Origin of the sequence: Dysgonomonas mossii DSM 22836 (assembly GCF_000213575.1) — a bacterium.
GTDB lineage: Bacteria > Bacteroidota > Bacteroidia > Bacteroidales > Dysgonomonadaceae > Dysgonomonas > Dysgonomonas mossii.
In genome coordinates, this window is sequence record NZ_GL892007.1 from 261,765 (window position 1) to 277,519 (window position 15,755).

9 protein-coding genes are annotated in these 15,755 nt (G+C 35.5%); all 9 read right to left on the bottom strand.

The window, feature by feature from the left end; all coding sequences use genetic code 11:
- Positions 1 to 90: 90 nt before the first annotated feature.
- The 9 genes from HMPREF9456_RS11160 to HMPREF9456_RS11200 all read right to left on the bottom strand — a co-directional run bounded on the left by HMPREF9456_RS11160 (position 91) and on the right by HMPREF9456_RS11200 (position 15,621).
- Entirely contained in the window at positions 91 to 792 is a 702-nt protein-coding gene (locus HMPREF9456_RS11160; protein ID WP_006843637.1) for an NUDIX hydrolase, read from the bottom strand.
- A gap of 302 nt (positions 793 to 1,094) precedes the next feature.
- Positions 1,095 to 2,246 (bottom strand): alpha/beta hydrolase-fold protein, encoded by a 1,152-nt coding sequence (locus HMPREF9456_RS11165; RefSeq protein ID WP_006843638.1) that lies wholly within the window; start codon positions 2,244 to 2,246, stop codon positions 1,095 to 1,097.
- Between the two features lie 20 nt (positions 2,247 to 2,266).
- A complete protein-coding gene (locus HMPREF9456_RS11170) occupies positions 2,267 to 3,550 on the bottom strand; it encodes a family 8 glycosyl hydrolase (RefSeq protein ID WP_006843639.1) in 1,284 nt (427 codons plus the stop codon).
- A gap of 13 nt (positions 3,551 to 3,563) precedes the next feature.
- On the bottom strand, positions 3,564 to 4,412 hold the full coding sequence (locus HMPREF9456_RS11175; protein WP_006843640.1) for a sialate O-acetylesterase: 849 nt from the start codon (positions 4,410 to 4,412) through the stop codon (positions 3,564 to 3,566).
- Between the two features lie 58 nt (positions 4,413 to 4,470).
- Positions 4,471 to 5,826, bottom strand: coding sequence for a glycoside hydrolase family 43 protein (locus HMPREF9456_RS11180; RefSeq protein ID WP_006843641.1), 1,356 nt, complete (start codon positions 5,824 to 5,826; stop codon positions 4,471 to 4,473).
- A gap of 20 nt (positions 5,827 to 5,846) precedes the next feature.
- Positions 5,847 to 7,181: a glycoside hydrolase family 43 protein gene (locus tag HMPREF9456_RS11185; protein ID WP_006843642.1), complete on the bottom strand. Its 1,335-nt coding sequence runs from the start codon at positions 7,179 to 7,181 to the stop codon at positions 5,847 to 5,849.
- A gap of 8 nt (positions 7,182 to 7,189) precedes the next feature.
- Positions 7,190 to 9,130 carry a glycoside hydrolase family 97 protein gene (locus HMPREF9456_RS11190; protein WP_006843643.1) on the bottom strand — a complete coding sequence of 647 codons (1,941 nt, stop codon included), beginning with the start codon at positions 9,128 to 9,130 and terminating at the stop codon, positions 7,190 to 7,192.
- Between the two features lie 32 nt (positions 9,131 to 9,162).
- On the bottom strand, positions 9,163 to 11,610 hold the full coding sequence (locus tag HMPREF9456_RS11195; protein WP_006843644.1) for a glycoside hydrolase family 31 protein: 2,448 nt from the start codon (positions 11,608 to 11,610) through the stop codon (positions 9,163 to 9,165).
- A gap of 135 nt (positions 11,611 to 11,745) precedes the next feature.
- Positions 11,746 to 15,621 carry a hybrid sensor histidine kinase/response regulator transcription factor gene (locus tag HMPREF9456_RS11200; RefSeq protein ID WP_026177140.1) on the bottom strand — a complete coding sequence of 1,292 codons (3,876 nt, stop codon included), beginning with the start codon at positions 15,619 to 15,621 and terminating at the stop codon, positions 11,746 to 11,748.
- Between the last annotated feature and the right edge of the window lie 134 nt (positions 15,622 to 15,755).

Below are 15,755 nucleotides of genomic sequence, written 5' to 3' on the forward strand. Positions count from 1 at the left end.
AACATTATCTTTAAACTAAGATAAAAAGAACCAAGACTTGGCTAGTCTTGGTTCTTTTTTGCGATAATATTAATGGATATGTAACCAGTATTAATCAACATATGAAAAAAAGGAATACCCCTTTTTCAATAATTCATCATATTTTTCTTTGTTGAATTTGTAGTAAAAAGCACCTCGCTTCGAGGTTGATTTATCTTTATCCTGTTGCTTTTCCAAAACATTCATTTCCAGCATCTTCTTTCTAAAATTACGTTTATCTAATTTTGTTTGATAGATTGCTTCATAAAGGGATTGCAATTGAGGTAAAGTAAATTTTTCAGGTAATAAATTGAAACCGATAGGCTGAGTCGCAGCTTTTCGTCTAAGTATCACTAATGTATCTGATAGCATCTGGTTATGGTCGAAAACTAATTCTCCAACTTTATCCACTTCTTCCCATCTGGCATTGTGAACCTTACAAAGTTTATCATCGAACAACTCCAGATCAATCAATGCATAATATGCAATGGACACAACCCGTTCTCCGGCATCACGATTAATATCGCCATATACACCAACCTCTTCCATATATACGTTCTGAATACCGGTATATTCATAAACAACACGAGAAATCGTTTCATTAAGATGTTCGTTCGAACGCAAAAATCCACCCATGAGTGTATCATGACCTTCTAATGGGTTAAATTTTCGCTTCGAAATAAGTAAGTACATTTTATCATCTTTAAAACCAAGTATTATACAGTCGACGGATATATAAAATTTTTCTTGTTCTTTATAGAATGATGGTGTCATCTCAATTTATTTAAATTAAAAACAAACAATAGAGTGTACAATGAACACTTATTGGATGCAAATATACCATCTTTTTTATAATTATTTATCCGACTCATATTCATTATATAATATTGTGCCATCCGACAAAAGTATAAATAGACAACAACCAGAATAAAGATACAGATAGTTAAATACTTAACTAGCATTTATATTATATCCTCTAATACGTAAAACTTTTATTATTGAAATATTCGTCTAACAAAATTATAGAGGCTGTTCTTCCATACATCAAATCCTTATGAAGTACTCCTGTCCTACCACTAATTTTGTTTGAATATTAGAGGTAAAAATTGATTAAGACACCGTCTCCATGTAAGCCACTCATGATGAGTTCCTGCAGATTCATAATATGTATTATTTATCCCATTCGCTTTTAAGAACTCACTGATGCGTTTACTGCCCATACCCTCTTCTGAGCCCATACCTAAGAAAAGAGTATGAACTTTTTTATTGAAAACATTAGGCTGCGCAAAAACACCATTATAGGCTTTCTTTAGATTATCTTCTTTCAAAAAGAAAAGAGCACCACTAAAAGCTCCTATATGCGAAAATTTATCTATATTATTCAATGTAGTCTCAAATGCCTGATGACCTCCCCACGACAAACCAGCCATGGCTCTGTTATCTCTATCCGAAAGTGTGCGAAAATTTGAATCAATATAAGGTATAATATCATTTATAAGTATTGGGGTAAATAATGCTCCAAACTCCTTTTGAGATTCTCCTTTTTTAGTTCCATGTATATATCCGCAATTGCCATAATCCATTACAACAATCATCGGAACACACTTCTTTTCACTTATCTGGTTATCTAAAATAAATGCCATTTTCCCTTGTCTGCTCCAGCCGGTTTCATCTTCACCCATACCGTGTTGAAGATACAATACAGGATAACGTTTTGTAGGATTCGTTTCATATTCGGCAGGCGTATATAGAAAACATCTACGTTGTTTCCCTTCTACTTTCGAGAAATAATAACATTCTCTAACTTGCCCATGAGGAATATCTTTTTGATACGAATAATAGGCAGATTCTGCTCTAGGTTCTGGAATTTCTATACCGCTCGCCATCCTTCCACAACCAAAAAATGTTTGACTGGCCGGATCCACTACAGATACTCCATCTATCAATAAAAAGTAGTAATGAAATCCTACAACCAATGGGTCGGTTGTTGCTTCCCATATACCGGCGGCATCTTTTGTCATCGGATATTTCTTTCCGCAGATATCAACTTGCATGCTTTGCGCAGAAGGAGCTTGGATACGAAATGTAGCACTTAAATCTTTATTCACTATAGGGTATTGACCTTCAGGAATATTGTACTCAGACGAAATACTTCCCTCTAGGTCTTGTGCTACGACATTAGAGGCAATAGACAGAACTAAAATAAACAGCAAAATACAGTTTTTCATAATAATTAGATATTTAATAGTTAGGACGGAAATATTATTTTATAGTTTCCACTTAAGTGCATAAAAGCAAACAAATACAATAGTCCATCATAATATGCATCGAAAAATCCATCTTCGTATGGCTTATGTTCAGAATTCCAAAGATGATGAACAAATTCACTCCGCTTAGGATAAGTAGACATTGTAGTTGCGGCAGCACTTGTAGCAACTAATCCTAAGGAGTGTCTTAAATTCTTTTTATAGTTCCCTGCCGGTAATGTATCAGAAACCATTCCTCCATCAATCGTATATTGGTCTACAAACGTTTCCAACCCCTGAGAGTACAAGAAACTTTGTATCTTAGTACCATAGTCTTGTTGCCATTCTTTATCTGCACAACTCCACGAATAATCTAATGCTATATTCAGAGGGACTCTCCATGAGTCAAATCGAAAATCTTCTCCGACAATACCATATTCAGTCCGAAATGGTCTTCCGTCGTAATATGAATAATCAGGAGTTAAGCCTGTAACAGGATGTACAGCCTTATGCAGATAGTCTCGGCTAGAACGAGCACATTCTTTCCAATATTCAGAGCGTCCATCTTCTGCCCATTTAGCCCAAACTTCATAGAATACAGGAATGTGATACGATGGATCGGTAAACAAAGCAGCACCTCTGAAAGGCACAAAAGTAATCAGTTTGTGCTCTGCATCGATAAGATTCGTCACTCCATCCTTTCCCCCACCCTTGTTCATCGAACAGTTAAGTATATTCTGAGCTTCTTTCAAATAATCGATACCTTCATCATTTCCCCAAAGATTAGAAGCAAATATCAAAGACGTAACATAATAGAGCTCTCCATCAGAGGCCGGACCTTGTGCATTAGGTGTTCCATCAGTTTTGCAACTCCATGCGAAATAACCTTCAAAAGGGCCATCTTGATGTTGCATATTTTTTTTACTCCAACGCCACAAGCGATCAAAAACATCCTTTTTGTTCAGCTGTACGGCAATCATCATTCCATAAGACATTCCTTCTGTCCGCACATCATTATTTTTGACATCTGATATGTAAGCCATCGAATCTCCTACTTCAAAGTAAATCTTGTTCGGACCGAAAAAGATACCTTGAAATATTCCCTGTAATTTCTCATCAACCTGTTCTTTCGAGTATCCTAATTCAGTAAAAATATTTCTATATTTCTGGGATTCAAAAGCTCCTATCTCCCATGGAGTGACTTCGATATGTTTATTATGATTACACGATATCAAAGAAAACAAGAAAAGGGCCGTGAATAATAATCTAGAATAATATTTTTCCATAAGTACACTTTAATTACTTCTTTAATGAATTTTCGTTATACAATTGCAGCATTTTTTCCGCATATCTACTTCCTAAAGTTCGATATCCGGCAGCGCTAAAATGCAATCGGTCTTTAACCCCTTCGCATCCTTTTGAAGAAATAACATGGGCATTCGGTATAACGTTGGGTAAAGTATTTATTATTAAATTCATGTTTGCGCATGCGCCATATTGTTCTTCATCTAATAGTTCTCCGGCTAGTAAGGGGATTGAATTCGGCTCGAAATTGAGATCTTTTAGTATATTGTCATATACTTTTCTGACTTTTTCCGGCCAATCAGTCTCTCCGTTATTAGATTCTCCTTGATGAAGTAATATTCCTTTAATCACACCACCTTGACTTTGGGCCAGCTTAGCCATCTCTATCAATCGGACATAAGGATTGCCATCATATTCATTAACCATGTTTTTGAGCCATTCTGGAGATTGATCTACATAAGATTGAAAATTTTCTTTATCAAAGAGTTCTATTCTACAACCTCCTACCGCAACATTGATTACCCCAACCTTCGTATCTGACGGAAGATTTGCCACCATCGTTCTTCCAAAATAATCAGCAGGACTAAGTCCTGTATGACATCGTGCTAATGGAGGAATAGCTTTATACCAGTTCCCCTTAAAACGTCCCAGTTCAGGACAGTCAACGGTCTGCAACATCATAAAACGACCATCTATATCAATAGTATCTTGTGCTTCAATCTTCGCATGCCCCTCCATGTTGGATTGCCCGAAACATAAAAAAACATGAAACTTATCCTGAGCCACAATAGACATATTTAGTGACATAAAAAGCAATACAATAAAAAGAATATTTTTTTTCATATAAGAGTATATATTTAACAGTAAGATAAAAGATAACAATTGGTAAAAAAATATTACATCATTCAGCAAACCTCCAATAGTCGAAGTACATGATATCAGTATTCTGAGGCCCTTTGAAAACAAAATATAAATCATGTACACCTGTTATCTTAGGCACATCAATAGAAGCCAACGTCCACCTGTCGCTCCCCCCGGTACGTGGTACTTTTATTGTGCCAAGTAAGGCTCCGTCTAGTTTATCTTGACGAATTTCGAGTGTAACATTCGCATTATGAGTAGTTCCTATTCGTGCAAAAAACTTAGAAGCTCCTTTATTTTGGAAATCAACATCCCTAACTTTTATGTATGCTCCATCTTTTTTTGCTGTTACAAATACTCCAACCTGTTTATTTTGAGATGCTTTTATACCTTCAGACCAAGCAATTGTTTCGGCTTCTGTTTTTCGATAAGGATTGAGTGTTCCTATCCCTTGCTTAATTCCTTCAGTCATTTTCAATTGAGGAATAGAACCATCTGCATTAAACGTCATTTCCTCAACACAGACTGACCTTGTGAAACCGCTTCCACCGGGCAGAGCTCCATTGTGATAGAAAAAGTAAGTTTTTCCTTTAAAATCGATCACTGCGGGATGGTTTGTAAAAGATTTTCCTTCTGTCGGCATAACAATTCCTCCATATTTCCAAGGGCCAATAGGGCTTTTACTTGTCGAATATCCTATAAATTCGGGTAAAGGTCCTCCCGGCCAAAATAAATAATAAAGATTATTACGCTTATACAACCATGGTCCTTCCTCGTATGAAGTCGGTCTTTCCGGATTATTTTCTCTCTTGCCGAATGATTCTGCAACCATCGGAACACGGACTACATCGCCCGAATAAGAGATCATATCTTCATTTAGCTTAACATAGTACAACTTGGGATTACCCCAGTAAAGATAAGCCTGACCATCATCATCGATGAATACTGTAGGGTCTATATCTCCCCATTCTGTTTGCACGAAAGGCTCGCCAAGAGCATCATAAAAAGGCCCATACGGACTATCTGCCACGGCAACACCGATTGCCCCTCTGTTATTTATTCCTGATATAACAGGCACATACATATAAAATTTCCCATCACGCTCGATACATTGAGGAGCCCAAGCATCACCTTTAGCCCATTCAAAGTCTGTATATTTGAGAATTACACCATGATCTGTCCAGTTAACCATGTCATCTGTAGAATACAACTTCCAATCATTCATTGTAAACCATGTAGAGTTATCCTCATCATGAGTTGTATAAACATATAATCTATCATTATACACCATTGGAGCCGGATCGGCAGTGTACATCGTTTGTATGATCGGATTCTGTGATTGTAATAATGTTGGCATAAATATTACCAACATTATTAAGTATATTTTTTCTTTCATATGTCTTTCGAATTTTATTTTTATTTAAATACCCAATAATCAAGGAAGAACAAGTTGTTTTTCTGAGAAGTACTTCTAAAACAGAAATAAAGATCATGCACCCCCTTAGCTCCATTTACTGCACATGACATCAGCTTAAATCTGTCCATCGCTCCCGAACGAGTTACTTCTAATGTGCCGATCAAAGGTCCACTGGTACTATCTAGTCGAATATCAATATGACCTCCATCTACATTACATGCTGCAAGTACTGAAAATTCTTTTGCACCTTTTCCAAAGTCAACTCCACGAACACACAATGATTCATTATGATCTATTCCGGTAAGACAAATTCTACCATCAGGCATCTTTTCCGTTTTCAAACCATATCCCCAAGCCATCGTTTCGGCTTCTACTCTGCGATACGGATTAAATAATTCAATTTGCTCTAATATATTCTCTGTCCAATATGGAACTTCCTGAATCGTTCCATCCGCATTATAATGCATTTTTGCTGCCATCGAAGATCTCCTCTCATGATGTTTAAAGGTTTCTAGGTGCATTAAATCGTAACTCAACCCAAACACATAAGAACTACCCTTATAATCGATTATACCGGGATGGTTTCCTCTGGTACGCTGGGTTGGTTTCATTATGTATCCTTTGGTTGTCCACGGGCCTGTAGGTTTGTCGCTCATGGCATACCCTAATCCTTCGGGACAGCAAGTAGCGGCAAAAGCCATATAATAATGTCCATTCCGTTTATATACCCATGGCCCTTCCTGATAATGCTCAGGATTCTTATCTAATTTCACAATATCTCCAGAATAAGAAATCATATCTTCATTCAGTTTCACATAATAAACATTGGGATTCCCCCAATACATATATGCCTGTCCATCATCGTCAATAAGAACGGTAGGGTCTATATCCTCCCAATGTTCTTTTTGCCAGACAAGTGGTTTGTTTATAGGATCTTTAAATGGCCCATAAGGAGAATCAGATACTAAAACGCCAATACCTTGCCCGTGTATCGGACAATACATATAGAATTTACCGTTTCGTTCAACAACTTGTTGAGCCCAAGCTCCATTATCCTTTGTAACCCAACTAAAGCTTTTTAATGACGCAACAGTCCCATGATCTGTCCAGTTTACCATATCCGTAGAGGTATAAAGCAACCAGTCGAGCATTTTAAATCCCTGAGAATCATCTTCGTCATGGGTGGTGTAAAGGAATACAGTATCATTATGAACCATAGGAGCCGGATCGGCTGTATATCTTGTCTGTATAAGTGGGTGCTGTGCCTTAATCTGTGATAAATTAATAACAAAAAGACACACAAAACAGCTTAAAAGAATTAATCTTATATTCATAATTTATTTTAATAAGTTAATACAAATCCTCCCTGAGACAAAATAGATATTTCTACATCTCCATTCTGTTTCACTTCTATTTCCTTCAAATAGGTTTCTCTATTTTTATCATCATTATACATTTTAATCTTCTTACCGGCATACATAGGAAGATTTAATTTTAGCTTCTGGGACTCCTTTAAGGCATTTACTCCGGCAACATACCATTGGTCATTATTACGACGGGCAATTACAGCATATTTTCCCGGATATCCGTCAATATATAATGTCTCATCCCAAGTTGTTGGTATTTTTTTCATAAAATCAAGAATGAAGCCTTGTGTATCTGTAAGATTATTAGGTGTAAGAGCAAACATTTGAACAGCATTCTGATATAAAATACCTGTTGCCAGCTGAAAAGCATCTGTAGTCAGTCGTTTTTGTCCTTGTTTGTTCCCTTTGTTCAGGTATTTATTCAGGAATACACCTCCAAACTCCATAGATCCTACTGTATTGCGAATAAACGGATGCAGCGTGGAAAAGAAAGCCTCATTTTCTCGTATGCCTTCCGAAAACACGAGCATTTCAGAAGCCAATACAGCCTCACTGCCCACATAGTTCGGATACATACGTTCCCAACCACGAGGAAGAGTACATCCATGGAAAATAATCATCAGCCCATAATCGTTAGCATCTGAAAGAATATCTTCGTACAAGCGCATCGTCTCTTGCTTATCGCCACCGAAAAAGTCAACTTTCAGCCCTTTAACACCTATTTTCTTTAGCCATTTCATTTCTTCTTTACGTGAAATAGATGTATTCATCTTATTTCTTGGTCCTTGAGGAGCATCATTAAAGCCACCATTAGAGTTATACCATAGAAATACATCTACATTTTTTGACTTCGCATATTTTATCAATTCTTCAATTTTTGTGTAGCCGATATTTACATCCCATAATGCATCCATCAAAATATATTCATATCCCATTTCGGAGGCCAGATCAATATATTTTACCTGATCATCCCAATTCATACTATTATCTTGCCATACAATCCAACTCCAAGTTGCCCGACCATATTTATATGATTGACTTGCTTGGTATAAAGGGTCAACAACATCGAATGGAATAGTAGTTTCTACAATTGGCTTGAGAGTTTCTCCTACAGTTATCGTACGCCAAGGCGTAATACCGGGCAGACCAACCTGAGCGCCAGTGCTGCCAAATCCATTGTTTTGCCTTTTATCCGGGAATGCGACTGTGTACAAACCTTCTTGCGTACCATCACTTAAATGCGATGCACAATATAAACTGTTGACTCCTGTTTCTGAAATAAGAACCCAGCCGGCATCACTTATACGAAATAGACCGGGAAAAACGTATCCTTGATTTTCGTGAGTTGACTTCCCTACTTGTTCATCATTGGTATAACCACTTTCGTAACTCGGTGAAGTACGAGCAAAGGCTTGCATTGGGCTCATCATATATGACAAAAAGGTTGTAGTCGATTGAGGAAATTTAAAACCGGTAGCTTCCTTTTCTATAACACAAGCCTTTCTCTCACCCCATTCCGGAAGTTCGTAACGGAAAGCAATGTTATTGTTACTAACCTGAAACAGGATAGATATTTGATTCCCTTTTGGATTCTGAAATGTGCAAATCAAAGAATTTGCATTATAATGGATCTCTGATTGCTTTATCTTATCCTGTGTATATTTTTTATCTACTGAACCCTCTTTTTTTGAAATATATTCGAGACCTTTACTAAAATCTCCCTCATTTGTAATAATTCCTAATGGAGACTTCTCGAGCATAGTCTTATTTTTATATTCAACGGCATACGTAGGAATCCCGTTATCAAGGAAGATATTTACCGATAATAGTCCATCGGGGCTAGTCACTGCTGCTTTCTGACTATATGCCTGAGACATAAAAAAGGCTATAAAAACTAAACAAACAATTCTTTTCATTTTTTATTTTATTCTATGTTTAAGTATATATATCAAAGTTTTACTTCTAACTTATTGCCATCGTATTCAACTGTCTTTTGGGTAGCATCCTGAAGAATTATTGTGAATTTTCGACTAAGTAACATCCCTTTATAAGATCCTTTTCGATCTCCGATAATTAAGGTGCGGGAAGCATTATTCCATGTAATAGGAATCTCAGTATATTCTCCCTTTTCATAATTATAATTGTCAAATTCATCTTCGTAGAGAACAAATGACCCGTTAACACCTGTATATACACGTAGTTGCAAGTGATCCCATTGTTTCTCTGTGGCATACTGTACTTTAGGTCCAAATGGAATAATACTTCCGGCTTTAATAAATAATGGAGTATTATCGATAGATGTTTCCAGCTCTATTCTTTGTCCGCCTTTATATTGTTGATTAGTCCAGAAATCATACCAAGTAGTTCCGGTCGGAAGATATACCTGACTACGCTTCTTTGCTGTAAAATCAACAATCATATTGCCATCCGCATCTTTTGCACTATCTCTATTCCATCCTTCTTCTTCATTTACCTTTACAATCTTTTCGGGCGTGTATTGTGCTTTCACGATAGGAGCTACAAGGATTGACTTACCAAACATAAACTCGTCATTCAGGTCTAACGCTTTAGGATCATTCGGGAAATCCATTACTAAAGCTCGCATAAAACTAGACTGCTTATTCGTTACTTCCCATGAGGTAGAATAAATGTATGGCAAAAGCGCGTAGCGCAGATTAATCGTTTTTTCAATAGCATCATAAATAGGCTCTCCTTTTGTTCCGAAATGATAAATCTCCCTTGGAGTATCTGTTCCGTGCGAACGCATCATCGGATTGAAAGCCCCAAATTGTAACCAACGAACATACAACTCCTGAAACATTGGATTACGGGTCGCACTGCCGTCATTCCACGTTTTATTATAAGCACCGGCAAAGAAACCACCGATATCGCTATTCCAATGAGGCAACCCACAAATAGAGAAATTAAGGCCAGCTGGAACCTGATTGCGTAATGATTCCCAAGATGAACTAACATCCCCTGACCAAACATTGGCTCCATAACGTTGTTGACCGGCAAAGCCCGAACGAGTAAGGATAAATACACGCTTATCCGAAGAGGTAGCTCGCTGATGATCATAAACACCACCTACCGTCATCAGAGGAAATGCGTTACGCACTTTTCGGAACGAACCGAGATAAGTTTTGGTATCCATATCTTCGGGTTTCCAGTCCAAGTGATCGGGTTCGGTAGAATCCATCCACCAGCCATCTATTCCGTATTTAAAAAGACCGCTATTTAAATATTTCCAATAAATATCTCGAGCTTTAGGGCTATACGCATCATATACACGCACACCCGATGGATAATCCATATTTGGAGGCCAAGTATCCATACCGGACTGAGGCCATGTTGTAAAATTGAATAGTAATCCGTTTTTGTCGAGTTCTCTGTAAGGCTTTGTTGCAGGACCAAATGACGACCAAATAGAAATAATCATATGGGCATTCATGGAATGGATATCATCAACCATTTTTTGAGGATCGTTAAATAATGGGTTTTGGAAATCCATCGCATTCCACAGATAATTATGTCCCCAGTATTGCCAATCTTGAATAATTCCATCAAGAGGAACTCCCAAAGCTCTATATTTTTTTACGACGCCAACTGTTTCATCCTGGCTTTTGTACCGTTCTTTGCTTTGCCAAAAACCGTATGTCCATAACGGAAACATAGGCACTTGCCCTGTAAGTTCGCGCATTTGAGCAATTACTCCATCCGAATTTCCGCCATACATAAAGTAATAATCAACACAGTCTCCGACCTCAGATGAGAAAGAAGTCTCTTCTTGATCATCTTTAAATGTAGTTGGAGAATAATTATCCCAAAAGACACCATAGCCTTTATTTGATTGGAAAAATGTTACAACATTCTCCACATTTCCCTGAATTAAATATTTGGTTAAATTTCGTTGCTTCATTTTTCCATTTTGCAGCTGTCCTAAACCATAAATCGATTCATCTTTTTCAAGAGCATACTTTTGAGAGACCGAAAACGTTTTATCTCCGGCATCATCAAAATCCGTAAATATAGGCTTGCCTTTTTCCTTTAGCAAAAGTCTATTCTGCGCATTGTAAAAAAACATTTGTCCGGATTTTAAATCCAGAGTAACATGCATTGAAGGACTCTTCAATATAAGCACATCTCCCTTTTGCTTTTTTTCGATATTTACAGTACGATTATTCTCAATAACCGAAAGACTTTCCTTTTTGTATTGATGATTTTGTGGAGATTTTAAAATTCTTACACAAGATGGGGTGTAAAAGCGAAGCTCTATATCTATGCCATCTATGGTAGTTCGAATACCGGACTGTGTGTCTTGATAATTTTGAGCTATTGACGGCAAAGTATAGCCACATGTCAGAAATAGGAGTAAAAAAATGAGACTGGGTTTCATTGTATATTAGATTTCATTAACAAATATGATTTAACAAAACTAATATCAAAACTCACTTTTTCATGTTTGATTTCAGATAAAAAACCTTACATTTTAGACAAATCAGCCTGTTTATTCCGATTACATGCCGTGTTATTATATTTCTGTTGGCGATTTTCCAAAATATTTTTTGAATGCTGTGCTAAAATAATTATTACTCGAAAAGCCACAGATATCACTTACTTCCGAAATAGTATATTGGTGTGTTTTCAATAATTCCAAGGCATGATTAAATCTTATTGATCTGATGAAATCGATAGGTGATTGTCCTGTAAGCGCCTTCAGTTTCTGATATAGAAGAGAAGAGCTGATGTGCATTTCTGAAGCAAACTCTTCTTTCCCAAATTGAGTGTTTGACATATTTTCATGAACTATACTCAATGCTTTTTTTATGAATTTATCATTCAATTCATTTAGAAAAATATCTTGCTCTGTATCAGATTGACTTATTAGCTTTAGAGCTTTATCCCTGACTATAATTCTATTTTTTATGATTGTACTGATTCGATAATTAAGAATACGGATATCAAAAGGCTTTGTTATATAATCATCTGCACCAAGATCCAATCCTTCTATCAGATTTTCTTTTTCGGCAAGAGATGTTAAAAGTATAACAGGTATATGTGATGTTTCGAATGTTGATTTTACTAATTTACACAATTCCAACCCATTCATTTCAGGCATTAAAATATCAGAAAGAATTAAATCAAAAGATTTGGATTGAATAATAGCCCACGCTTCAACCCCATTACTTGCCGTTGAAATATTATATTGATCTCTAAAAGAACAAGCTAAAAAATTCTGAAGGTCTATATTATCCTCCACAAGCAATACCGACATTGGTTTATCTTGAGTATTTTTCTGATCAATATCTTTATAAAGCGAAATGTCATCTTTTAATTGTGTATTATTTTTTACTTCAGACAAAGCTGGTTTAAGCATCGCCTCCTCAACATGTTTATAAGGAACAACTATTTTAAAGCTAGAGCCTTCATTTTCTTTACTTTCGAAGAGAACATTCCCGTCATGCATGAGGATATAACTTTTTACAAGTAATAATCCAATACCCGAGCCTACTATTTTGGAATTTATATTATTATCTCCTCTGTAAAATTCTCTAAATAATTTACCTTTTGCATTTTCGGATATTCCTAGGCCGTAATCTTTAACCTCTAAAGTCCATTGTTTAGGCTCACATATTAGAATTATATCGACTTGAGTGTCATCGTGCGAATACTTTATAGCATTGGAAATAAGGTTATCTACCACTTTTTCTATTTTCATATCATCCAATGCAGTTATATATGAATTTTGATTTGAAGAGAAGTTTAACTTTATATTTCTCTTTCTTGACATTTCTTCAAACATCAAACATCGCTGAGATATTAATGTTACAATATCTGTCATCGATAAAAAGACCTGTCCTTTTCCTATATCTACTTTTTGAAAATCTAGCAATTGTGTAGCAACAGAGAGTAAACGTTTCGACTGATTTTGTGCTAAAGACAAGTAATATTTGGATTTTTCGGACATCATTTGATCTTTTTCCAGTTCTTCAATCGGAGAATTTATCAATGTTACCGAAGTTCGGATATCATGTGCAATATTTGTAAAAAATCGTATTTTATCTCTGGCATGCTTTTGTTTCAGCCTATGGGAGTATGACCTTAGAAGGTAAGCTATAATTCCTATTATAATTATAAAAAGAATAAGACGAAACCACCATGTTTGCCAAAATGGAGGGGTTACATTTATAAGCAACGAACGCTCATCAAGCTGCTCGCCAGAACTGTCGAACATTCGTATTTTCAGATTGTAATCTCCTTTCTGGAGATTTGTATATGTTACAATCGGTAAATCACTGGGGTTACTCCAGTCTGAATCGAACTCTTCTAACTTCCATGAGAATTTATATCCACTTAAAGAACTGCTTAATGGTAATAATTCGATCGTAAAATTATTCTGGTCATATCTCAATGTCAATTCCGATCGTTTATTAATTGATATATCTCCTAATAAGTCCTTATTCTGTCGTATAGATTTTCCAGATATAATTATATCCTGAATAAATATCTTCCCTTTAGTTTCATTATTATATAATAAATCTGGATTAAAAATAACCACTCCTTTATTTGTTCCCCAGATCAAATTTCCATTTTTCTGCCTGTATTTCGAATTTGTATTAAATGATACTGTTTTTAATGATAATAATGATGGATACTCATATACCGATTTATCTTTTATGCTGAATCTACATAAACCACTTTCGGTACCAAGCCATAGATAATCATCGTCCAACATAATGCTATTTACATAGTTTGAAGTCAATCCTGATTCGATAGTATATTTCTTTGAATTTCTTGTTTTATAGTTGAAATAAACCAATCCATTGCCTGAAGTCGCTAGCCATATATCATCGCCATTAATAAGAATATCCTGTACAAGACAATCATTTAAGAGCAACTCTTTATTCCCTGTATTTTTATTCATCGATATTAATCCATAATCACAAGCCAAAAGAAGTTTATCGGACGACAATTCCGCAAAAGCGTACATGGATTGACGATCAAAAATATGAAAACGCTTTTCTTGCTCTTTATAGCAAATAATATTGCCGGTGCCCCCAATCCAAATATTGCCTTGAGAGTCTTTAAATATGTCGGATATAAACTTACTAGAAAAACCATTTTCTTCTTTCTCTTGAAAATAATGATTCAGTTCTCTCCCTGTATCGCCATCAAGAACATATACTCCTGAGGAATAACTTCCTGCCCAAATATTTCCATCATTATCTTCACATAGGGCTAAAAAGACTTTAGCCTGTTCTTGCTTATTGTCATAAAATTTATCCCATTTATTTGATTTTGGATTCCATCTATTTACGCCATTATTCGTTGCAAACCATATATTTCCTTTTTTATCTTCAATTACCTTATTTACATGATTATTTATTAGAGAGTTTGGGTTATTTATCTGATGTGTAATTTGAGTTACAGGGAAAATTTTTTGATCAAAAAATGATAGACCTCCGGTATAAGTTGCTACCCAGATACGTTCATTATCATCACAGAATATATCATACACACCATCTCCATGAAGCGAGAAAAAGTCGTTAACATCTTCTTTATAGATATTCAATACCTTATCTCCATTTTCACTCAACTCCCACAATCCTTGACCATCAATACCAATAAGAAGAGATGAGGTTGTATTTTTTTTTATTGACAATATAGGTTGTCTGGGCAATTTATTCACTTGTTTATTTAACATTTGACGTTTACTAAGATCATAAGACCAAAGCCCATTCGAAATTGTTCCTATCCAAAGTTTATTTGTTTGTGCATCGTATAAAAATGAGGAAACTTCCAATTCGTTATCCCGGCTATACTTATAGATATATTCCAGCTTATCTGTATCCGTAAAAAAAACAGCCATTCCTTTAGGAGTAGCTAAGAACAAGGTGTTTGAAATATATTTACTTATGAAAACGATCTCTACATGGTGTACTTTTAATTTCAATTGTTGATTCTGAAACTTGTACAAACCATTCGAGGTACCAATCCAGATATTTTTATTCTTATCTACTAGAGCTCTTTTTGTAGCAATGTACTCGTTATTTAATGATCGTTTCAAATCTACTAATAGATTAAACCTATCATATAGAGGATCATATTTAAAGATCTGGCTATTATTGGTGTAGGCTATTAATGTCGAATCAGAATAATCAAGTCTTGTAAAATAAATATCAGTAGATTTATGGGGTAGTTGATATTTTTTACAATTATTAGAAGATATCCTTAATATGCCCGTTTTGGAGGCGCCCCAAATAAATCCATCATGATCTTTAGTTATAGAATATACTTCACGAATAGACGTACCATAAACATCATTTATATTATAAAATCGAATATCAGCAGCAAGTATACTAATTGTGAATATAAACAAAAGAAGTAAAAGTAAAATATTCTTCATGATATATGATGTCCATTCATTAAAGCTATTAATAGGCATAGAACTTTCTTAGCCTTGTATATAGTTTCTGGGATAGAAAGAGTTAAAGATATGAGCTTTAAGATTATAACAAAAGTCTAAAACAGATAACAAAT